Source organism: Bacillus sp. SW14 (assembly GCF_047608225.1).
Taxonomy (GTDB): Bacteria; Bacillota; Bacilli; order Bacillales; family Bacillaceae; genus Bacillus; species Bacillus subtilis_G.
The window spans coordinates 3,241,085-3,263,981 of the sequence record NZ_JBLKRW010000001.1 but is presented as its reverse complement, the minus strand read 5'-3'; the positions used below and the strand labels follow the sequence as shown (position 1 = coordinate 3,263,981).

The 22,897-nt window shown below is 44.7% G+C and carries 19 protein-coding genes; 13 read left to right on the top strand and 6 right to left on the bottom strand.

The window, feature by feature from the left end; all coding sequences use genetic code 11:
* Positions 1-2: 2 nt before the first annotated feature.
* From glpK to ACMX2I_RS16815, 6 genes are all read left to right on the top strand, one after another.
* Entirely contained in the window at positions 3-1,493 is a 1,491-nt protein-coding gene (gene glpK / locus ACMX2I_RS16840; protein ID WP_333518352.1) for a glycerol kinase GlpK, read from the top strand.
* 141 nt (positions 1,494-1,634) lie between these two features.
* A complete protein-coding gene (gene glpD / locus ACMX2I_RS16835) occupies positions 1,635-3,302 on the top strand; it encodes a glycerol-3-phosphate dehydrogenase (RefSeq protein ID WP_087991181.1) in 1,668 nt (555 codons plus the stop codon).
* Positions 3,303-3,435: 133 nt separating this feature from the next.
* The gene (pgcA, locus tag ACMX2I_RS16830) at positions 3,436-5,181 is read left to right on the top strand and encodes a phosphoglucomutase (protein WP_414957582.1); all 1,746 of its coding nucleotides are present in this window, start codon (positions 3,436-3,438) and stop codon (positions 5,179-5,181) included.
* Between the two features lie 144 nt (positions 5,182-5,325).
* On the top strand, positions 5,326-6,468 hold the full coding sequence (locus ACMX2I_RS16825) for a GAF domain-containing sensor histidine kinase (protein WP_414957580.1): 1,143 nt from the start codon (positions 5,326-5,328) through the stop codon (positions 6,466-6,468).
* The gene (locus ACMX2I_RS16820) at positions 6,465-7,112 is read left to right on the top strand and encodes a response regulator (protein WP_414957578.1); all 648 of its coding nucleotides are present in this window, start codon (positions 6,465-6,467) and stop codon (positions 7,110-7,112) included. Before ACMX2I_RS16825 ends, ACMX2I_RS16820 begins: the two co-directional genes overlap by 4 nt.
* A complete protein-coding gene (locus ACMX2I_RS16815; RefSeq protein ID WP_414957577.1) occupies positions 7,109-7,633 on the top strand; it encodes an NADPH-dependent FMN reductase in 525 nt (174 codons plus the stop codon). Before ACMX2I_RS16820 ends, ACMX2I_RS16815 begins: the two co-directional genes overlap by 4 nt.
* Positions 7,634-7,647: 14 nt before the next feature.
* Here ACMX2I_RS16815 and ACMX2I_RS16810 read toward each other — a convergent pair whose 3' ends face one another.
* Complete coding sequence (locus ACMX2I_RS16810; RefSeq protein WP_414957575.1) at positions 7,648-7,890, bottom strand: YhdB family protein; 243 nt, start codon at positions 7,888-7,890, stop codon at positions 7,648-7,650.
* Positions 7,891-8,089: 199 nt separating this feature from the next.
* Between ACMX2I_RS16810 and ACMX2I_RS16805 the strand changes: the two genes are divergently transcribed.
* Positions 8,090-8,413, top strand: a complete 324-nt coding sequence (locus tag ACMX2I_RS16805; RefSeq protein WP_253268968.1) for a YqzG/YhdC family protein — start codon at positions 8,090-8,092, stop codon at positions 8,411-8,413.
* A gap of 41 nt (positions 8,414-8,454) precedes the next feature.
* On the opposite strand, the gene ACMX2I_RS16800 is transcribed toward ACMX2I_RS16805, so the two are convergent.
* From ACMX2I_RS16800 to ACMX2I_RS16790, 3 genes are all read right to left on the bottom strand, one after another.
* Positions 8,455-9,906 (bottom strand): LysM peptidoglycan-binding domain-containing protein, encoded by a 1,452-nt coding sequence (locus ACMX2I_RS16800; protein ID WP_414957574.1) that lies wholly within the window; start codon positions 9,904-9,906, stop codon positions 8,455-8,457.
* Between the two features lie 150 nt (positions 9,907-10,056).
* Positions 10,057-10,497: a nitric oxide-sensing transcriptional repressor NsrR gene (nsrR, locus tag ACMX2I_RS16795; protein ID WP_202328517.1), complete on the bottom strand. Its 441-nt coding sequence runs from the start codon at positions 10,495-10,497 to the stop codon at positions 10,057-10,059.
* A 108-nt stretch (positions 10,498-10,605) separates the two neighbouring features.
* Entirely contained in the window at positions 10,606-12,132 is a 1,527-nt protein-coding gene (locus ACMX2I_RS16790) for a mechanosensitive ion channel (protein ID WP_414957573.1), read from the bottom strand.
* A 165-nt stretch (positions 12,133-12,297) separates the two neighbouring features.
* On the opposite strand from ACMX2I_RS16790, the gene spoVR reads away from it, so the two are divergent.
* The gene (gene spoVR / locus ACMX2I_RS16785) at positions 12,298-13,704 is read left to right on the top strand and encodes a stage V sporulation protein SpoVR (protein ID WP_087991189.1); all 1,407 of its coding nucleotides are present in this window, start codon (positions 12,298-12,300) and stop codon (positions 13,702-13,704) included.
* Between the two features lie 30 nt (positions 13,705-13,734).
* Here spoVR and phoA read toward each other — a convergent pair whose 3' ends face one another.
* Positions 13,735-15,120, bottom strand: a complete 1,386-nt coding sequence (gene phoA, locus ACMX2I_RS16780; RefSeq protein ID WP_414957571.1) for an alkaline phosphatase PhoA — start codon at positions 15,118-15,120, stop codon at positions 13,735-13,737.
* Between the two features lie 530 nt (positions 15,121-15,650).
* Here phoA and ACMX2I_RS16775 point away from each other — a divergent pair.
* Positions 15,651-16,664, top strand: a complete 1,014-nt coding sequence (locus ACMX2I_RS16775; protein WP_414957570.1) for a LysM peptidoglycan-binding domain-containing protein — start codon at positions 15,651-15,653, stop codon at positions 16,662-16,664.
* A gap of 69 nt (positions 16,665-16,733) precedes the next feature.
* Here ACMX2I_RS16775 and citR read toward each other — a convergent pair whose 3' ends face one another.
* Positions 16,734-17,609, bottom strand: coding sequence for a transcriptional regulator CitR (citR, locus tag ACMX2I_RS16770; protein WP_087991192.1), 876 nt, complete (start codon positions 17,607-17,609; stop codon positions 16,734-16,736).
* A gap of 108 nt (positions 17,610-17,717) precedes the next feature.
* Here citR and citA point away from each other — a divergent pair, with 108 nt between their 5' ends.
* The 4 genes from citA (at position 17,718) to ACMX2I_RS16750 (ending at position 22,895) form a co-directional block, all read left to right on the top strand.
* On the top strand, positions 17,718-18,818 hold the full coding sequence (gene citA / locus ACMX2I_RS16765; RefSeq protein WP_414957568.1) for a citrate synthase CitA: 1,101 nt from the start codon (positions 17,718-17,720) through the stop codon (positions 18,816-18,818).
* Positions 18,819-18,896: 78 nt separating this feature from the next.
* A complete protein-coding gene (locus ACMX2I_RS16760; protein ID WP_414957567.1) occupies positions 18,897-19,766 on the top strand; it encodes an SDR family oxidoreductase in 870 nt (289 codons plus the stop codon).
* A 255-nt stretch (positions 19,767-20,021) separates the two neighbouring features.
* Positions 20,022-21,419: a branched-chain amino acid transporter BcaP gene (bcaP, locus tag ACMX2I_RS16755; protein ID WP_414957566.1), complete on the top strand. Its 1,398-nt coding sequence runs from the start codon at positions 20,022-20,024 to the stop codon at positions 21,417-21,419.
* A 120-nt stretch (positions 21,420-21,539) separates the two neighbouring features.
* Entirely contained in the window at positions 21,540-22,895 is a 1,356-nt protein-coding gene (locus tag ACMX2I_RS16750; RefSeq protein ID WP_414957564.1) for a sodium-dependent transporter, read from the top strand.
* Positions 22,896-22,897 lie beyond the last annotated feature (2 nt).

Here is a 22,897-nt window from a genome sequence, read left to right as displayed (position 1 = left end):
TTATGGAAACATACATTTTATCCTTAGATCAAGGGACGACAAGTTCAAGAGCGATTCTCTTTAATAAAGAAGGCAAAATCGTTCACTCCGCTCAAAAGGAGTTTACACAATACTTCCCGCATCCAGGATGGGTTGAGCATAATGCGAATGAAATTTGGGGCTCTGTCCTCGCTGTTATCGCATCAGTGATTTCTGAATCAGGAATCAGCGCCTCTCAAATTGCCGGCATCGGTATCACGAACCAGCGCGAGACGGCGGTTGTGTGGGATAAGGATACAGGAAAGCCTGTCTATAATGCGATCGTTTGGCAGTCCAGACAGACGTCCGGCATTTGTGAGGAGCTTCGTGAAAAAGGACATAATGATGTATTCAGAGAAAAAACGGGGCTTTTAATCGATCCGTATTTCTCCGGCACGAAGGTAAAATGGATTTTAGACAATGTGGAAGGCGCGAGAGAAAAAGCGGAAAAAGGCGAGCTGCTGTTTGGAACGATTGATACATGGCTCATTTGGAAAATGTCCGGCGGGAAAGCGCATGTGACCGATTACTCCAATGCGTCCAGAACGCTGATGTTTAATATTTACGATTTGAAATGGGATGATGAACTGTTAGACATTCTGGACGTACCGAAATCCATGCTTCCTGAGGTGAAGCCGTCCTCCCATGTGTATGGGGAAACTGTTGATTATCACTTCTTCGGAAAAAATATCCCGATTGCGGGAGCGGCAGGCGACCAGCAGTCCGCACTGTTCGGCCAGGCGTGCTTTGAAGAAGGCATGGGGAAAAACACGTACGGCACAGGATGTTTCATGCTGATGAATACAGGGGAAAAAGCAATTAAGTCCGAACACGGGCTTTTGACGACAATCGCATGGGGCATCGACGGAAAAGTTGAATATGCTTTAGAAGGAAGTATTTTTGTCGCAGGCTCTGCCATCCAATGGCTCAGAGACGGATTGAGAATGTTCAAAGATTCCTCGCTAAGCGAATCTTACGCAGAGAAAGTGGATTCAACTGACGGCGTATATGTTGTTCCCGCATTTGTCGGCTTGGGAACGCCTTACTGGGACAGCGACGTGCGCGGTTCGGTTTTCGGCCTGACAAGAGGCACAACAAAAGAGCATTTTATCCGCGCGACACTGGAGGCATTGGCTTATCAGACAAAAGATGTGCTTGATGCAATGGAAGCTGATTCAAACATTTCATTAAAGACGCTTCGTGTAGACGGAGGCGCCGTGAAAAATAATTTCCTGATGCAGTTCCAAGGAGATCTTCTGAATGTGCCTGTGGAGCGTCCGGAAATTAATGAAACAACTGCGCTTGGCGCGGCCTATTTGGCAGGTATTGCTGTGGGATTCTGGAAGGACCGTTCTGAAATCGCGAACCAGTGGAATCTGGATAAACGGTTTGAACCTGATTTTGAAGAAGAAAAACGAAATGAGCTGTATACAGGCTGGCAAAAAGCCGTGAAAGCAGCTATGGCTTTTAAATAGAATAAGAGTATGATATAATGGTTACAAGTTAATAAGAACGGTCCTGAGATGAGGAGAGACCACAGCACCAAAGTGTAAGTATGCACTTTGGATGTTGTGGCCTCTTTTTCTATTTACACACCGTGACAACAAGGAGGAGCAATAATGAAACATCAATTTTCAAGTCTGGAAAGAGATCGCATGCTGACAGACATGACGAAAAAAACATACGATCTATTTATTATCGGCGGAGGAATTACAGGAGCGGGAACAGCTCTTGACGCGGCATCAAGGGGAATGAAGGTCGCGCTCAGCGAAATGCAGGATTTTGCGGCGGGAACATCAAGCCGATCAACGAAGCTTGTTCATGGAGGCTTGCGTTATTTAAAACAATTTGAAGTGAAAATGGTTGCCGAGGTAGGGAAAGAACGGGCGATTGTTTATGAAAACGGCCCGCACGTCACTACACCGGAATGGATGCTGCTTCCGTTTCATAAAGGCGGCACATTCGGTTCGTTTACAACATCCATCGGTTTAAGAGTTTATGACTTCTTAGCAGGCGTGAAAAAATCAGAACGAAGAAGCATGCTTTCAGCAAAGGAAACGCTGCAAAAAGAGCCATTGGTGAAAAAAGACGGCTTAAAAGGCGGCGGGTACTACGTGGAATACCGCACTGACGACGCGAGACTGACAATCGAAGTCATGAAGGAAGCGGTGAAATTCGGAGCAGAGCCTGTGAATTATTCGAAAGTGAAGGAGCTTCTTTACGAAAAAGGCAAAGCAGTCGGCGTATTAATTGAGGATATGCTGACAAAGAAAGAATATAAAGTGTACGCGAAAAAAATTGTCAATGCGACAGGCCCTTGGGTCGATCAGCTCAGAGAAAAAGATCATTCGAATAACGGAAAGCATTTGCAGCATACGAAAGGCATTCACCTTGTATTTGACCAGTCTGTTTTTCCGCTGAAACAGGCGGTATATTTCGATACGCCTGACGGCCGTATGGTATTTGCGATTCCTCGTGAAGGAAAAACATACGTGGGGACAACAGACACCGTTTACAAAGAGGCGCTGGAGCATCCACGAATGACAACGGAGGATCGCGATTACGTCATCAGTTCAATCAATTACATGTTCCCAGAGCTGAAAATCACAGTGAATGACATCGAATCCAGCTGGGCGGGGCTGCGTCCGCTGATTCATGAAGAAGGCAAAGACCCTTCTGAAATTTCACGGAAAGACGAGATTTGGACATCTGACTCAGGTTTAATCACCATCGCCGGCGGAAAACTGACCGGATACAGAAAAATGGCGGAGCATATCGTCGATCTTGTGAATGATCGCTTAAAAGAAGAAGGTGAAAAGGATTTCGGGCCATGTAAAACGAAAAACATGCCAATCTCAGGGGGACACGTCGGCGGTTCGAAAAATCTCATATCCTTTGTCACGGCGAAAACGAAAGAAGGAATCGCAGCCGGCTTATCAGAAAAAGACGCAAAACAGCTGGCGATCAGATACGGCTCCAACGTAGAGCGAGTTTTTAACCGAGTGGAAGCGCTGAAAGATGAGGCCGCGAAACGCCACATTCCGGTTCATATTCTTGCTGAGGCAGAATACAGTATAGAAGAAGAGTTGGCCGCAACACCTGCTGACTTCTTTGTCCGCAGAACGGGACGTTTATTTTTTGATATCAATTGGGTAAAAACATATAAAGATGCCGTTATTGATTTTATGAGCGAGCGATTCCAATGGAATGAGCAGACGAAAAACAAACATACTGAAAATCTCAACAAGCTTTTACACGATGCGGTTGTGCCGCTCGAACGATAAATCATAACGGGCTGTCTCTCAGCCCGTTATTTCTTTTTACGGGCCGAAAGCGCCGAATCCAAGGATTTCAAGTGACAGAAGCACTCGCTTCATATTAAAATAACGGCATAAGCTAATACATAGGAGGACGAATATGACTTGGAGAAAAAGTTATGAACGCTGGAAACAGACAGAACATTTAGATCCGGAACTAAAAGAACGCCTTACTGAATTAGAGGGGAATGAACAGGCTCTTGAAGACTGCTTCTATAAAAACCTTGAATTCGGCACTGGCGGGATGCGCGGAGAAATCGGCGCTGGGACGAATCGGATGAATATTTACACGGTGCGCAAAGCATCAGCCGGGTTTGCGGCATACATCTCAGAGCAAGGTGAGGAAGCGAAAAAACGGGGCGTTGTCATTGCTTATGATTCCCGCCATAAATCGCCGGAGTTCGCGATGGAAGCGGCAAAAACACTTGCGACACAAGGCATCCAATCATACGTATTTGATGAGCTTCGCCCGACGCCGGAGCTGTCATTCGCTGTCAGACAGCTGAACGCCTACGGGGGAATTGTGGTGACGGCAAGCCATAACCCGCCTGAATATAACGGCTACAAAGTATACGGAGATGACGGCGGCCAGCTGCCTCCAAAGGAAGCGGACATCGTCATTGAGCAGGTAAACGCGATTGAAAATGAACTGACGATCACAGTCGACACTGAAGATACATTAAAAGAAAAAGGCTTAATTAAGATCATCGGTGAAGATATTGATAAAGCCTATACTGAAAAACTGACGTCCATTTCCGTCCATCCTGAATTACCCGAAGAAGTTGATGTAAATGTTGTTTTTACACCGCTGCATGGAACGGCCAATAAGCCGGTCAGACGCGGTCTTGAAGCACTCGGCTACAATAATGTAGCGGTTGTCAAAGAACAGGAGCTGCCCGATGCAGACTTCTCTACTGTTCCCTCTCCAAACCCGGAAGAGCATGCGGCTTTCGAATATGCCATTAAACTCGGGGAAGAGCGGAACGCAGATATTCTCATCGCAACAGACCCTGACGCTGACCGTCTTGGCATCGCGGTGAAAAACGAACAAGGTAAATATACAGTGCTTACAGGAAACCAAACCGGTGCGTTGCTGCTTCATTACCTGCTTTCTGAAAAGAAAAAACAAGGCATCCTGCCTGAAAACGGTGTTGTTCTCAAAACAATTGTCACAAGTGAAATCGGGCGTGCTGTCGCTTCTTCGTTCGGTCTTGATACGATTGATACGCTCACAGGCTTCAAGTTTATCGGTGAAAAGATTAAGGAATACGAGGCAACAGGCCAGTACACCTTCCAATTCGGTTATGAAGAGAGCTACGGTTACTTAATCGGGGATTTTGCCCGCGACAAGGATGCCATTCAGGCGGCGCTCTTGGCAGTTGAGGTTTGCGCGTTCTATAAAAAACAAGGAATATCATTGTATGAAGCGCTCATTAATCTCTTTAACGAATACGGTTTTTATCGTGAAGGGCTGAAATCCCTGACGCTGAAAGGAAAACAGGGAGCAGAACAGATTGAAGCGATTTTGGCTTCCTTCAGACAAAATCCGCCGCAAAAAATGGCCGGCAAACAGGTTGTGACAGCCGAAGATTACGCAGTAAGCAAACGGATGCTTCTGACGGAAAACAAAGAAGAAGCGATCGGCTTGCCAACATCAAATGTACTGAAATACTTCTTGGAAGACGGGTCTTGGTTCTGCCTTCGTCCTTCCGGAACTGAGCCGAAGGTGAAATTCTATTTCGCCGTAAAAGGAACATCTTTAGAAGACAGTGAAAAGCGTCTTGCCGCGCTTTCTGACGATGTAATGAAGACGGTAGACGAAATTGTAGAGGCTACAGCTAAATAGTTCAAGAAAAGCTGGGTCATTTATGTGATCCGGCTTTTTTCTCATCCAAAAGTCTGAAAGAAAATCATCCCTCAAGCGAAGTAATGAATGACATAAAACTGGTATAATCTAAGATAACAGGAGATGAATGCCGGAGTGAGTGACGTGAGCAAAACGAGGATGGAAAAATTAAAAACGCTGAAAACGATTGCGGAAACCTTAAATCAAGGACACGATGTCAAAGCAACACTGGATGAGGTGTTAAAAGAATTGCTCAGTGTAACGAACCTTCAATCGGGATGGATTTTTCTAATCGAAGAAGATGGCTCCTATACGTTAGCCGCCGACGCCTATCTGCCCCCCGCTTTAAGCCGCAAGGAAAAAGTGCTGATGTGCGAAGGAGATTGCTACTGCCTGACGAAATTCAATAACGGAGGGCTTAGAAGGGCGGCTAATATCATGAACTGCAAACGCATAGAGTCAGCCAAAGAGCTGCACTGTTTTGACACAGAAGGGATTACGCATCATGCAACTGTGCCTTTAGAAGACGGAGACAGGAGATTCGGATTGTTAAATGTAGCCGCGGCCGGAAAAACCGTGTTTGATGAGGGAGAGCTGCATTTACTCGAGTCTGTCGCCTTTCAGATCGGAACCGCGATTCAGCGCATGAAGCTTTCTGAATATAAACAAAAAAATGCGCTATTAATGGAGCGCAACCGCCTCGCTCAGGAGCTCCATGATTCTGTCAATCAAATGCTGTTTTCCGTTAGTTTAACAGCCAGAGCGGCAAAGACACTCACAAAAGATGAGAATTTGCAGCAGATGATTGATTTCATTCAAAACCTATCACAGGACGCGCTCGCAGAAATGAAAGCGTTAATTTGGCAGCTTCGCCCCGGAGGGTTGGAAAAAGGGCTGCCTGAAGCCATTAAAAGCTATGGCGCGCTCATCGGATTGAATGTCATTTTCACACAAAAAGGCTGTCCGGTTCTTATTGATGAGCAGGAGCATATGCTGTGGCGTGTCGTACAGGAAGCTTTAAATAACTGCAAAAAGCATGCCGGAACTGGTACGGCGTATGTCCGTCTGACTGCTTCTTCATGCCATGCGGAGCTGGATATAATCGATCATGGGGCAGGGTTTCGCTATGAAGCGCATGCCGGTCTGCCTTCACTTGGCATCAAGGGTATGAAAGAACGGGCGGAAAAAGCCGGCGCGGAGTTTTTGATTGAGTCAGAGCTTGGAGCGGGGACAAAGGTGTCCGTCAAGCTTCCGCTAGCCAATCAGAAAGGAAGGACAGTGCAATGAAAATTGTAATAGCGGATGATCACCATGTTGTCAGAAAGGGGCTTCGTTTTTTCTTTGCCATCCAAGATGATATTGAAGTTGCAGGAGAGGCCGCAACCGGAACAGAAGCTCTTCGTATCATCGGAGAAACAAAGCCCGACCTTGTGCTGATGGATCTGTCTATGCCCGAGATGGACGGAATACAAGCCATAAAAAAAGCAGTTCAGCAATATCCAGGGGTCAAAATCATTGTGCTGACGAGCTATTCCGATCAGGATCACGTCATCCCCGCGCTTCAGGCAGGAGCGAAGGCGTATCAATTAAAGGATACGGAGCCCGAGGAATTGGTGAAAACACTTAGACAAGTGCATGCTGGAGAATACAAGCTTTCTTCAGCTATTATGCCCCATGTGCTGACACATATGAGAAATCAGCGCGATCCGGAAAAAGAAAAATTATATCAATTAACACGAAGAGAAAAGGACGTTCTGAACGAAATTGCGAACGGAAAAAGCAATAAAGAAATCGCGGCGGCCTTGTTTATTTCAGAAAAAACAGTGAAAACCCATGTGTCGAATCTTTTAGCAAAACTTGAAGTGGCCGACCGCACGCAAGCAGCGCTTTTCGCAGTAAAATATAACCTGAATGGAGAGATCGCGACATGAACATGTTAGTTATAAATGGCACGCCCAGAAAACATGGCAGAACAAGAATTGCCGCAACCTGCATTTCAGCGCTGTATCACACGGATTTGATTGATCTAAGCGAGTTTATATTGCCGATTTTTAACGGTGAAGCGGAGCAATCAGAACTTTTGCAGGTACAGGATCTTAAGCGGCGCGTCACTATAGCGGATGCGATTGTCTTATTATCGCCTGAATATCACAGCGGCATGAGCGGCGCTTTAAAAAATGCCCTGGATTTTCTAAGCAGCGAACAATTTAAATATAAGCCCGTTGCATTATTGGCAGTGGCGGGAGGCGGAAAAGGCGGCATCAACGCGCTGAACAATATGAGAACTGTGATGCGGGGTGTCTACGCCAATGTGATTCCGAAACAGCTTGTACTTGATCCAGTGCACATTGATATTGAAAAGGCTACAGTTACGGAACCTATAAAGATCAGCATAAAAGAGCTTGTCGAAGAACTCACCATGTTTGCAAAAGCAGGAAATCCCGGCGTTTGAACGCCGGGATTTGTTTATGTGAGCAGGGCTAATTGATCTTCGTAAGTCAGCTCTGTGGCATGATCAATATAACGGAGAAGGGAATACAGCATCTTTTCAAGAACAGCGTAATCCTGTTCAAAATGATACGCGTGCAGAAAATGCTCGATTCGTTTTGATAACAAATCATCCTGTGTACGCACCATTAAAATTAATAAATTATCCCATTGGGAACGGTGGGTGTAATACAGCGCTTTATCGTAATCGGCATAATCCATGAATCGCTTCTCCTTTCTTGTGTGAGAAGTTCATGATTAGTTTATGCCGCATCCTATGTAATTGACGTTGCAAAACTTGGCGTCTGCGGCAGTACAGGGTAGCAATATGAGGGAGACATAAAATCAAAATGACTGAATGAAGCCATCGCTTTTGGAAAACCTATGAGAGAACATAATCTGGGTACAGGAGACTGAAAATATGAAATCTCTGCCGTATTCAATTGCGCTTCTTTTTTGCGGATTGATCATTGTGTCAATGGCTGCAAAAGGGCATTCAGCGGACACAAACGAGTCTGTTCAAAAGTGGGAACAGCTCGCCTGGAGCAGAATTCAGGATGAATATAAGGGCGCTTCATTTTCTGATTACGCTTATATGGGGCGAACCGAGGTGAATGACCAGCAGACAAAAGATGTCTTTCGGGTGACGGTCAGACAGAATGACGACACCTTTTCTGTTCGGGCCGAAGTCTATTTTCATCCGGTGACAAAACATATGATCAGCATTAACGTTTTTCGGCTCTAATCAAAAAACTGTACAGCCGCTAAGGCCATACAATTTCTGCTTTAGAAATATCGTTTTGCACCGAGATAGCGCTGTTTCCAGTAAGAGTTGTTCATACTGGAAATAACAACTCCGGAATCATTGGCATTAATGAATTCTCCGTTTCCGAGATAAATCCCGATATGAGAAGGGCCGGCTTTATATGTTGAAAAGAACACGAAGTCTCCGACAGCAGGCTGACTGACAGATTTCATTGTGTTCCAATATCCGGCTGCCGTTAATCTTGATACGGATGTGACTTTGTTTAGCGCATAGTAAATGAAACCGCTGCAGTCAAATCCGGCCGGTGTCGTGCCTCCCCAGCGATACGGAACCCCAAGCTGCTCTTTAGCGGCGGCAATCATTGTGTTAATCTTCGCGCTTGATGAGCTGGACGTGCTTGAAGACCCGGATGAGGAAGAGGATGAAGCTTTTCCGGTAATGACCAATTTTTGGCCAACCTGCAAGACATCCGTTCTCAAATTGTTTTTCTCCCGAATCTGCTGAGCTGTTACATTGAACTTCTGAGCAATCACCCACAAGGAATCGCCGCTTTTCACCGTATATGTAGTCGTCGATGTGCCAGAGCTTGCATTTGACTTAGAAGACGATGACGGTGAGGAAGTGCCCGAAGGTGCTTTACCTGTCAGCTTCAGCACTTGTCCGACGTATATCACATCTGATTTCAGGCTGTTGCTGTTTCGGATTTGCTGTACGGTCACGTTATAGCTGTTTGCGATTTTCCAAAGTGAATCACCGCTTTTTACAGTGTATTTCGATGTTGCCGACGTTTGGTTTGAATGAGATGAAGTGTCTTTGGAAGACGTATCAGAACCGCTTGATTTTGTTTTCAACACTTGATTCACATAAATGGTGTCTGATTTTAAGCTGTTCAAGACCTTCAATTCAGCAACGGACATGTTGACTTTGTTTGCGATTTTCCAAAGCGAATCTCCAAGCTGCACCTTGTATGTTCCGGCAGAAGATGAGGAGCTAGAGCTCTTTTTGGAACTGCTTTTTTTATTAGAACTAGAGCTGGAACTGGAACTTGAGTTTGAAGAAACCGTGCCGGACACCTTTAATTTCTGCCCTGCACGAATCATATCGCTGCTGAGTCCGTTTAATTTTTTAAGTTCCTGCACCGTCATTTTATACTCAGTTGCGATCAGCCAAAGTGAATCGCCGCTTTTCACTGTGTAAACAGAACTTCCGCTCTTTTTGGTTGTTGAGCTTGAAGTAGATGAAGTTCCGGACTTGCTGCCTGGAATGGTAAGCGTCTGGCCGATCGACAGAACGGTAGTCGAAAGATGGTTGGCGGATGTGATGGCCGCCACGCTTGTGTTGTAGTTTTGGGCCAGTTTCCATAAAGAATCTCCGCTTTTGACCTTAATCGTAGCTGCTTCAGCTGGTGTGACTGCTAGAGTTGTACTGACAATCGCAGAAGCTGTCAGCCCTGCTGCTAATTTCTTTTTCATCTGAGCTCTCCTTTTTCCCCCAATGATTTGAATTTACTGTTTCTTTTTTATATCGGCAGCTTCGTCTCATCGTTTTGCCTTTTTTAAAAAACAGCCCAATTTTCTTAACAAAAAGGGGGAAAAAGGGCATAAAAAAGAAGGAATCTTTATCTATTCCTTCATTTTTAAAAGCTTCATGATATCTTCTTTGTTTTTGACAAGGTCGCGCAGTGTGTATTTGTCTAAAACCGCAAGATAGGCCATTAGCGCTTCATTAAGCACATGCTTCAAGCCGCACACTGGGGAAATGATGCAAAGATTTTTATTCACATCAAAACACTCAACAATATTAAAATCGTCTTCCGTTTTTCTGACAACCTCACCGATGTTGATGTCTTCAGGTTCCATGCCTAAGCGTATGCCGCCGCCTCGTCCGCGTATCGTTTCTACGTATCCGAGCTGGCCGAGCCTGTATATGACTTTCATGAGATGGTTTTTTGAAATAGAATACGTTTCGGCAATCTGTTTTATGTTTGAAAGTTCACCAGGACGTTCTGCAGCCAGAAAAATCAGCACTCTTAATGAATAATCAGTATAATTTGTTAATTTCATAATAAGACCTCGGAAAAAGAGATTTTCTATATCTTATCATAATCGATTGAAAAATGAAAAAAAAGGAATTTTAAAAAACGTGCACCCTACTGGGCGCACGTTTTTTGTTTACATGTTATTCGGCGGATTTTGGTTTTTACGGTTTTTATCGATTTCGGTGTTTTGCATTTTGCGTTCAAATGCAGACAGATAACGTGATGCAAAATCCTTTCCGCCAAGGCCGAAGGATAAACCGAAAGCGAGTGCGAAGCCGCTAAGCACGATGATGAACGCGGAATTGACGATCGTTTCAGCAACACCAAGCTGATCCAGGGCCATAAAGAGAGCAAGTGCGATAATCGTATATTTGGCAATCGCCGCCAAAGACTTGAATTCTTGGCCTTTAATGATGCTAGAAAGCACTTTTCGAACCAATTCTCCAGCGTAAAGACCGATTCCGAGAATGAATACGGCGACAAGGACATTCGGCAGATACGCGATAATGCCAGTCGCAATCTCTACGAGGAAGTGCATCTGAACAATTTGCAGCGCCTCGGCTGTGAACAGCAGAATGACAATGACTTGCGCGATCATGCCGACAACTTGAGATAGGGACAGCTTTGCAGGTGTTCCTGTTTCCATCCCTATTTTTCCTAACACAGAATCAAAGCCTGCGCGATGGAGCAGTCGGGACACCATGTTGTTCACCCATTTTCCTGTCCATATACCCGCTATAACAAGCACGATGGCAATGATGATGTTCGGAAGCATATTTAAAATAGTATTCAGCATAGAGACAGCCGGTTTTGAAATGCCGGCGACATCCAGCTGATCAAGTGCTGAAATGACAACCGGTATTAAAATCAGCACATAAGCGATTGTTCCGATGACTGCAGAAAGGCTTGTATCTTTTAAGTAAACTGATAAACCCATACGTGCGGCGAATCTTTCCGTGCCGATGCTTGCAAGGAAATTTGTTATGATATCTCGTACAAGACGGGCAACAAGCCAGCCGATTAAAACGATAAGTGCGGCAGCAAATAATTTCGGCAGAAAAGCGAGCACGCTTTCCATCATATTTGTAAACGGACCCGAAATGCCGCTGATGTTCAAAGAAGATAAGACCCCCGGCAGGAAAACAAGCAGCACGAGATAAAAGACAACTTGTGAAGCGGCATTAACTGCCTGATGAATATCTTTTCCTTCAGACACAACATTCCACTTGCGCAGCTTGTCACTTGTGTTCAGCTTCATCCCGATTTTTTTGACAAGGAAGCTCAAAACAGAGGCTGCAGCCCATCCTAACAGCAGAATGAGCCCGGCCTTCAGTACGCTCGGGATAGCCGCGGTAATGGCGGAAAGCATGCTGACAAACGGTGATGCCACTGTTGTCAGGTGCAAAATGTTAAAGAATAAAATAAAGACGATAATCAATGCGATAAAATAAACGACCTTGCTGATGACTTTTTCCGAGGAATAGCGTGATGGCTTTTTCCCAGCAAACAGCTTATCGTCAATTTTTGTTTTTCTGAGCCCTTTGTATACCGCTTTTTCAATGATTTTAGAGATAGCCCATCCGATTAATAAGACGAGTAAAGCAATGATTAAGTTTGGCAGCTTACTGAGATAAGAAGAAAGCATGTCTGCTGCATTCAATTGGTATCGCTCCTTTTTTTCATAATATGGTGTGTTTTTACCCACTGGCACAATCGGCAAACAGATGAATGTGCCGGGTGAATTTTTTTCTTGCCCAAGTGCGGTTATCATCTTTTGTCAGGCGGGCTCATACATTATAGATAAGTCCAAGTAGGGGGGATTCGGTTGAACGCGGAGGAGAAGAAGGGATTACAGCGGGCAATTGAGGAGATTACCGAAATTGCAAAAGGATTCGGCCTTGATTTCTACCCGATGAGATATGAAATCTGCCCGGCTGAAATTATTTATACATTCGGCGCGTACGGGATGCCGACAAGATTCAGCCACTGGAGCTTCGGCAAGCAGTTTCACAAAATGAAGCTGCATTACGATCTTGGTTTAAGCAAGATTTATGAGCTGGTCATTAACTCGGATCCATGCTACGCTTTTTTGCTGGACAGCAACTCACTGATTCAAAATAAATTGATTGTCGCTCACGTTCTCGCCCATTGTGATTTCTTCAAAAATAACTGCCGTTTCCAAAACACGAAGCGCGATATGGTGGAAAGCATGGCGGCAACAGCCGAGCGGATTAAGTACTATGAACAGGTTCACGGGATAAAGGAAGTAGAGGCTTTTTTAGACGCGATCCTATCGATTCAGGAGCATATCGATCCTTCTTTGGTCCGTCCGAAGCTCCTATGGAGTGTGGATGATGAGGAAGATGAAATGGAAGAGGCAGCGACGCCGTACGATGATTTATGGTCTTTGGATGAAAAGAAACCGAAAAAACACGTGAAAAAATCGAAAAAACCTTTCCCGCCGCGGCCGGAAAAAGATATTCTGCTATTTATCGAGGAGCATTCACGTGAGCTGGAGCCGTGGCAGCGTGATATTTTAACGATGATGAGAGAGGAAATGCTTTATTTCTGGCCTCAGCTGGAAACAAAGATTATGAATGAGGGCTGGGCTTCCTATTGGCACCAGCGAATTATACGCGAGCTTGATTTAACCTCTGATGAAGCGGTCGAGTTCGCCAAGCTGAATGCTGGTGTCGTCCAGCCGTCCAAAACAGGCATCAATCCTTATTATTTAGGGCTGAAAATATTTGAAAACATTGAGGAGCGGTACAATAATCCGACGGATGAAATGAAGAAAGTGGGCGTACAGGCTGACTCGGGCCGGGAGAAAATGTTTGAGGTCAGGGAAATTGAATCCGATATCTCTTTCATCCGCAACTATTTAACAAAAGACTTAGTGATGCGCGAGGATCTTTATTTGTTTCAAAAACAGGGCAGAGATTATAAAATCGTCGATAAAGCGTGGAAGTCGGTGCGCGACCAGCTCGTGAGCATGCGGGTAAACGGCGGGTTTCCGTATTTGACAGTAAACGACGGCGATTATATGAAAAATAACGAGCTCTATATTAAGCATTGGTATGAGGGCATAGAGCTGGATTTGAAATATTTAGAGAAAGTGCTCCCTTACTTATTCCAGCTATGGGGAAGAAGCGTGCACATCGAGTCTGTGCTTGAGGATAAGGAAGTCATGTTTTCGTACGACGGAAAAGGTGTTCACCGCAGGTATCTATAAAAAAAGAGGATGCAGCGTTCTGCATCCTCTTTATTTTCCCGCATTCAAAATCTTAAATATGATGTTTGCCTGATCGGTATTGTTAATCAGTCCTCGGAATTTTTCTTTTCCGGGGCCGTACGCGTATACTGGCACTTCTTCGCCGGTATGATCGGCACTCGTCCAGCCGCTGTTAGATCGTGTGTTAAAAATCTTGATGATGGCTTTGTAGGCGCCTTTGCTTTTGTCAGCCTGTACAGCGGCTTCAACACCTTTGATTTCATCAGAGGTGAATTTCAGATTTGTATAGCGGGTGAGCACATCTTTGACCGGTTTGCCTTCACTGATTTTTTTGGCCATATATTCAGGTGTTTTTTTTGCGGCGAGAATCGGCTCCGCGTGCCAATTCTTTTGACCATTTGCGCCGATGGTAAAGCCGCCGGTTGTATGATCAGCAGTTGCAATGACAAGCGTGTGTTTATCTTTTCTCGCAAAATCAATCGCGGCTTTATAGGCCTGTTCAAAGTCTTTAACCTCGCTCATGGCTCCTACTGTATCATTGTCATGGGCCGCCCAGTCAATTTGGCTGCCTTCGACCATCAAGAAAAATCCTTTTTTATTTTGGTTCAGGCGGTCAATTGCTGAAACCGTCATGTCCTTGAGAGATGGTGTTTTGCTGTCACGGTCGAGCGCTTTAGCAAGCCCTCTGTCTGCGAAAAGGCCAAGCACCTGCTGATCTTTATTTTTCTTCAGCGCTTGTTTTGTTGTCACGTAGCTATAGCCGGCTTGTTTGAATTCCTTCGTCAAATTTCTGTCCTCGCGGTTAAAATATGATTTTCCGCCGCCAAGCAAAACGTCTATTTTTTGTTTTCCTTTTATTTTGTCATCCATATAGCTGTTGGCGATTTGGTCCATGTTTTTCCGTGATTCATTGTGGGCGCCGTATGCGGCAGGGGTGGCGTGGTTAATTTCAGACGTTGCGACGAGCCCGGTCGATTTTCCTTGCTGTTTGGCTTCTTCGAGCACAGATTTCACTTTTTTTCCGTTTTTATCGACGCCAATTGCATTGTTATATGTCTTAACGCCTGTCGCTAATGCTGTTCCGGCGGCGGCTGAATCTGTAATATTAAAGTCCGGGTCATCAGGATGCGTCATCATCATGCCTGTCAGGTTAGGGTCAAATTGGGTCAACTTCGGGTTATTCGGTGTTTCCCCGTTATTCTTCATGGAACGGTAGGCGTTTATGTAAGGCGTCCCCATGCCGTCACCGATCATCACAATGACATTTCTGATCTCGGCTTTGTCTTGTTTTTTTGCGCTGGCCTTTTCAGTCTGCTGCAGTTCTGCACCGGCAAATATGCCGGCTGTAAGCACGGAAACAGCTGCGATTGGCAGCAGTTTAGATTTCAGATTTTGAAACAAATTCATTTTTTGCATGCCTCCTTTAATGTATTTGTTTATCATGTTAAGGAAATTTTGTTAAACGCGGCTTTTGATCGTGTAAACATTAAGTAAAGCATTGTAAGGAAATGAAAACATCTGTTTCGTTATCTTGCCTTTTTTCAATCAAAGCATTCATTTTTTCAGAAAAATCTTTACCCCCCTGCCCTTGCGTGATATGTTTATTTAAATAAAAAAACTGCGGATAACCGCAGCTTTCCTCGAATATGCTTTATGTCTCACTTTTCCACTATGTGAGTTGACCCCCGAAAGTTTGTCATTTATCCCCTTTATAATGGAAAATAGCCCAATAAACATGACAAAAGGACGCGTTTTTTGTCACCTTTGAAACGAAAATGAAATATTTTATACCCTTAAAAACTTTTTTTAAGAACGAATAAGTAAGAAATTAGTCACATGAAGTCAAGACTATTTCTGTTGGGAATCTATCCTTATAATAGAAACCAATAAGATTAATTTAAAAAAAGAGATACATATATAGAGAGAGAAACATTGGGGAGGAAAATATGAAAAAGCAAATCATTACAGCTACGTCAGCAGTGGTTTTAGGATCGACACTATTTGCAGGAGCGGCATCTGCACAAAGCATCCAGGTGAAAAAAGGCGACACGTTATGGGGACTTTCAAGAAAATACGACACAACGATCGGTAAAATTAAATCAGAGAACAGCCTTCGTTCAGACATGATTTACGCAGGACAGACTTTATCAATTAACGGCAAAACTTCAAGTTCAAAAAGCAGCAGCTCTTCCAGTTCTTCATCTTCTACATACAAAGTAAAGAGCGGGGACAGCCTTTGGAAAATTTCGAAAACATATGGCATGACAGTCAGTGAACTGAAAAAAATGAATGGCTTAAAGTCAGACTTGCTTCGTATCGGACAAGTCCTGAAACTGAAAGGTTCAACAAGTTCTAGCAGCTCTAGTTCATCGAAGGTATCAACGTCTTCAACTTCCACTTATAAAGTGAAGCGCGGGGACAGTCTGTCTAAAATCGCAAAGCAATACGGCACGACGGTTAGCAAGTTAAAAAGCTTAAACGGCTTAAAATCAGATTTGATTTATGTCAACCAAGTGTTGAAAGTGAAAGGAACAAGCACAAGCTCAAAAACTGTTTCTTCCGGCTCTTCATCATCTTCAAGCAGCAAAGCACCATCTACTACATCACTTAATGTTAGCAAGCTGGTTTCTGATGCAAAGGCGTTAAGCGGAACGCCATACAAATGGGGCGGAACAACGACTTCCGGCTTTGACTGCAGCGGATTTATCTGGTACGTGCTGAATAAACAAACAAGTGTGGGCAGAACAAGCACTGCGGGATACTGGAGTTCTATGAAGAGCATTTCTAGCCCGTCTGTCGGTGATTTTGTCTTCTTCACAACATATAAATCCGGCCCTTCTCACATGGGGATTTATGTCGGCAACAACAATTTCGTTCATGCAGGATCTAACGGTGTTCAAATCAGCAGCCTGGACAACAGCTACTGGAAGCCTCGTTACCTCGGTGCGAAAAGATTCTAATTGTAAAAGGAAACCCGTTCATTGGAACGGGTTTTTTCATTAGACGGAGAACCTCCGATTTGGTTGCTTCTAAAAATGAAAATGTGATAAAAAATCCAAGAATTTTTTTTCTTTTTTATTTTCATAAAGGGCGATTGCATAAGCGCCGGCATAGGGAAGCTGTACAGATTGATAAGGGATTCTGATCATCTGTTTCTCTGCCAACTCACGCTTTACTGTCGATAAGGGCAGAAATGAAACTCCGAGCCCTTCCTTGATAAACCGTTTCGTTATATGTGTTTGAGTGACTTTCATTGTTCTCACAAATGGAAATGTCACTCTGACTTGACGGAGCAAGTCGTCCCAGTAATCAGGATGATTGTGGGTCAAAAGCAGGTATTGCTCCAGCACCTCTTTGGCATCAATTTCTTTGTCTGCCATGAAACGCTGATCGGGCGGGGCAACAAGGACTACCGGGTCTTTATATAAGCAGTGGCAGGTTAAAGAGGAAGACTGTACCTTTAAACAGCTCAGCCCGATATCTGCTTCCCCGGCTTTAATCAGTGACGCGATTTCCGCCGATTCAAAAATCGTCACTGCCATTTCTGTTTCTGTATTCATTGCTGTGTACCGCTTCATGACAGAAGGAAGCACTGTATCTGCGATAAGCGGAGAAACCGCGAGCTGTAAGGTTTGAGAGTAGCCTTGTCTCACTCTGTGAAGCTCTGCCATGCTGTTTTCGTAATCATCAAGCAGCCTGAGCGCATACGGCAAATAAGCCCTGCCTTCATCAGTCAGCTGGATCTGCCTGCCTTTTCGTTCGAACAGTTTGCAGCTGATTTCTTTTTCTAATTGCTTGATATGTACGGTTACAGTGGGCTGAGATAAAAAAAGCGTTTCCGCTGTTTTTCGGAAGTTTTCATATTTCGCAGCAGTCACAAAGGTGTGAAGCCATTTGAAATCCATTTCTATTCACCCTCTGATTAATATTTTTAATTAATTCCCTTTAAAATATTCAATATTTTTTAAATATTATATTTACTATAATAACAGAAAAGGATAGGGGGAATACAAATGGTACATTACGGATTAAAGGGAATTACATGTGTGGAAACATCCATCAGCCATATTGACGGTGAAAAAGGCCGCCTGATTTACAGAGGCCACCATGCAAAAGACATCGCACTGAATCACAGCTTTGAAGAAGCCGCTTATTTGATCTTATTTGGAAAGCTGCCTTCATCGGAGGAATTACAGACATTTGAAGATAAGCTGACTGCTGAGCGGCATCTGCCGGAACACATCGAACGATTGATTCAGTCACTGCCAAACAACATGGGCGACATGTCGGTGCTGAGAACGGTTGTTTCAGCATTGGGGGAAAATGCGTACACGTTCTATCCGAAAACAGAAGAAGCAATCCGGCTGATTGCCATCACGCCTTCCATCATTGCGTATAGAAAACGATGGGCGCGCGGTGAACAAGCAATTACACCATCTTCCCAGTACGGACATGTCGAAAATTACTATTATATGCTCACAGGTGAACAGCCTTCAGAGGCAAAAAAGAAAGCGCTTGAAACATATATGATTCTGGCCATGGAGCATGGCATGAACGCATCCACTTTTTCTGCACGGGTCACATTATCTACAGAGAGTGATTTAGTGTCAGCCGTCACTGCCGCTCTCGGCACGATGAAAGGCCCGCTGCACGGAGGGGCTCCCTCAGCGGTGACAAAAATGCTTGAAGACATTGGAGAAAAAGAACATGCTGAAGCATACCTGAAAGAAAAACTGGAACAAGGAGAGCGCCTGATGGGATTCGGGCACAGGGTGTACAAGACGAGGGACCCGCGGGCAGAAGCTTTGAGACAGAAAGCAGAAGAGGTGGCCGGCAATGACCGCGATCTTGATCTTGCGCTGCATGTAGAAGCAGAGGCAATTCGTTTGCTTGAAGTCTACAAACCAGGACGCAAGCTGTATACAAATGTTGAGTTTTATGCGGCTGCTGTGATGAAGGCCATCGACTTTGACGATGAATTGTTTACACCAACCTTTTCAGCAAGCCGAATGGTAGGGTGGTGCGCCCATGTGCTGGAACAAGCAGAAAACAATATGATTTTCCGTCCGTCAGCGAAATATACAGGCACCATTCCTGAAGAAGTTCTTTCATAACAAAACATATTTTGCCGTTTATTCGCTTCTATGGCGTGGTAACGTTCAGTATCAACCACATGTCTAGGAGTGATGAATATGAACCCAATGGACAGACAAACAGAAGGGCAAGAGCCGCAGCATCAGGGCAGACAGCCGGGCATTGAGTCAGAAATGAATCCGCTGCCTCTGTCAGAGGACGAGGATTATCAAGGAAGCGGAAAGCTGAAAGGGAAAGTTGCCATCATTACCGGGGGCGACAGCGGCATAGGGAGAGCCGCAGCTATTGCGTTTGCTAAAGAAGGGGCTGATGTATCCATTCTTTACTTAGATGAGCATTCGGACGCAGAGGAAACGCGTAAACGAATCGAAAAGGAAAATGTCCGCTGCCTGCTTATCCCGGGAGATGTTGGGGACGAGAATCATTGTGAACAAGCTGTGCAGCAAACAGCGGATCACTTTGGCCAGCTTGATATCTTGGTGAACAACGCTGCTGAACAGCATCCGCAGGACAGTATTCTCAATATTTCAACAGAACAGCTGGAAAAGACATTTCGCACAAACATTTTTTCCATGTTCCATATGACGAAGAAAGCTTTGCCTCACTTGAAAGAGGGAAGTGCCATCATTAATACGACATCGATTACCGCTTATGAAGGGGATACGGCGTTAATTGATTACTCCAGCACAAAGGGTGCGATTGTTTCCTTTACGCGATCCATGGCGATGTCGCTTGCGGATAAAGGCATCAGAGTGAATGCAGTGGCGCCCGGTCCGATTTGGACGCCGCTTATTCCGGCGACATTCCCGGAAGAAAAAGTGAAACAGCACGGCTTGGACACGCCAATGGGAAGGCCGGGGCAGCCGATTGAGCATGCAGGTGCATATGTCCTGCTGGCGTCTGACGAATCGTCCTATATGACAGGGCAGACCATTCATGTAAATGGCGGCCGTTTTATTTCAACATAATCAACGAAAAACCAGCGTGATAGCTGGTTTTTTTATGTGAGGAGATATTTCAAGATAATAATTTGTAGACTTTTCTGACAATTAAGTTTTCATTTTTGTGATTTTATATATAATAAATATTGTTAGGAGAAAGGAATGATTCGTTCACCGGTACAAATAGAGTGGAAAAAAAGAAAAATGGCCATTATCGCACATGAATTCTGAAAATTCAAATAAAATATAAAAATAGATAATTAGTCTAGGAGTTGAAGGGGAATGAAAGGGAGCGTATTTAGGAAGAAAAGCATTCAGGATTTAATCGCTGCGACGAGCGGTGAAAAATCTTTAAAAAGAGAATTAGGGGCATTCGATTTAACATTGCTTGGAATTGGCGCCATTATTGGCACAGGAATTTTTGTCCTGACGGGAACAGGTGCAGTCACGGCCGGCCCCGGGCTGACCATTTCATTTGTTGTGGCGGCGCTGGCTTGTTTATTCGCGGCCCTGTCTTACGCAGAATTTGCGTCAAGTGTGCCTGTTTCAGGTTCGGTGTATACATTCACGTATGCGACATTGGGAGAGCTTTTGGCCTTTATTATCGGGTGGGATTTAATTTTAGAGTACATGCTGGCGGTAAGTGCGGTGTCAGTCGGCTGGTCTGGTTATTTCCAATCGTTTTTATCAGGGCTCGGCATTCATCTTCCGGTTGCTTTAACAGCAGCACCGGGGGCGGTGGAGGGCACATTTACCATCTTTAATCTGCCTGCCTTTGTGATTGTGATGGCGATAACGTTTTTGCTTTATTTAGGCATCAAAGAATCAAAAAGAGTCAACAACATCATGGTGATCTTGAAAGTGCTGGTTGTTTTGCTGTTTATCGCGGTGGCAGCCGTTTATGTGAAGCCGCATAACTGGCAGCCGTTTATGCCGATGGGCTTTGGAGGCGTATTCAGCGCAGCGGCGCTCGTATTTTTTGCTTTTATCGGATTTGACGCTGTATCCTCTGCTGCGGAAGAGACAAAAAATCCTGCGAAGGATCTGCCTAAAGGCATAATATTCTCTTTATTGGTTTGCACGATTTTATATGTCACTGTATCAGCCATCATGACAGGGGTTATCCCGTTTGCACAGTTTGCGGGCGTGGATCATCCGGTTTCTCTTGTTCTCCAAAGCGCCGGGCAAAATTGGGTGGCAGGCATCATTGATATTGGCGCCGTTTTGGGAATGACAACAGTTATGCTCGTGATGCTTTATGGGCAGACACGCGTCATGTTTGCTATGTCGCGTGACGGACTGGTGCCGGGCTCACTTTCTAAGGTCCATCCAAAGCACAAAACACCTTATGTGGCCACTTGGTTTTTCGGCACAATGTCGGCGCTCCTCGGCTCACTTGTTCCGCTGGATGAACTTGCAAAACTGGTAAACATCGGAACACTGTCAGCGTTTGTGCTTATTTCTGTGGCAGTGATCGTTTTGAGAAAGAAACAGCCTGATCTACCGAGAGCCTTTACATGTCCGGGGGTTCCAATGATCCCGGGTCTGGCGATTCTGTTCTGTCTGTTCTTAATTTTAAATCTTGGCTGGGTGACGATTGTCCGCTTCCTTGTGTGGCTGTTAATCGGATTGGCAATCTATTTCTTGTATTCAAGAAAGCATTCAAAATTAAATCAATAATCTTGTGGTTAAGAGAGCGGTTATTCAGGACGCTCTCTCTTTTGTGTTCTTGGTAAATGAATCTATAGAAATGAAGACAAAAATAAGAGATAATATAGGGTGGAAAGGAAGTGACGTTTATTGTCTGAGCAAAAACCAGTCCAATGGGCTTCGAAAATCGGTTTCGTCATGGCAGCCGCCGGCTCGGCTATCGGCTTGGGCGCGATTTGGAAGTTCCCTTATGTAGCAGGGACCAATGGGGGAGGCGCCTTTTTTCTTATCTTCGTGTTATTTACCATTCTCTTAGGCTATCCGCTTTTAGTGGGAGAGTTTATTTTTGGAAGACGGAACCAGACGAATGCCATTGATGCATATAAAAAAGAAGCGCCGCGAACAGCTTGGTTTCTCACGGGATGGGTCGGTGTAGCCGCATGTTTCTTAGTGCTGTCGTTTTACAGTGTAATCGGAGGGTGGATTTTGCTGTATATCGTGAAAACAGCATCTGGTTCACTTTCCGGGCTTTCTCAAGAACAGTTTGGAACCCTGTTTGCTGCTATTATTCAAAATCCGATGCAGACGCTCGCGGCTCAGTTTGTTTTTATGGTGCTGACTGTCTTGGTCGTCGCCAGAGGGGTTCAAAAAGGGATTGAACGGGTCAGCGCGGTGATCATGCCGATTTTGTTTTTATTGTTTATTCTGCTCGTTCTTCGGTCACTCACGCTTGATGGTGCGATGGAAGGCGTAAAATTTTTGCTTGTGCCTCATTTCGGCAATTTGACTCCGGAATCTATATTATTCGCGCTGGGACAGGCCTTCTTTACGTTAACACTGGGGGTTTCGGTGATGGTGACTTACAGCTCTTATTTGCCGAAAACGCAAAATGTCCCTCGTTCGGCAGCCTCCATTGTCGTGATGAATATCATTGTGACACTCTTGGCGGGCCTGGCCATTTTTCCGGCGGTTTTTTCATTCGGTTTTCAGCCAAATGAAGGTCCGACATTGCTGTTTACAGTGCTTCCGGCCGTTTTTGAACAGCTTCCGTTCGGCACGTTGTTTTTTATCGGCTTTCTCGTTGCGTTTTTATTTGCAGCCTTAACCTCAGCGTTTTCGATGGTTGAAATTATTGTCGCCACAATCGGAAAAGGGGATGAAAAGAAGAGAAAAAAACTGTCATGGACAAGCGGGCTGTTGATCTTTTTGGTCGGAATCCCTTGTTGCTTGTCTTATGGCGTGTTGAGCGATGTGAACATATTCGGTAAAACGTTTTTTGATATTGCCGATTTTACTGTCAGCAATGTTTTGATGCCATTAGGCGCTTTGTTAATTTCTCTTTTTATCCCGCTCAAAATTTCGAAGCGCGAGCTTTTAGCAGAAATGAGAAACGGATCAAATGCAGGTAAAGCATTCTTTTATACATGGTTTTATTTGCTTCGTTTTATCGTACCGCTGGCCATTATTATCGTATTCTTAAATTTAATCGGGATTTTATCATTTTAAAC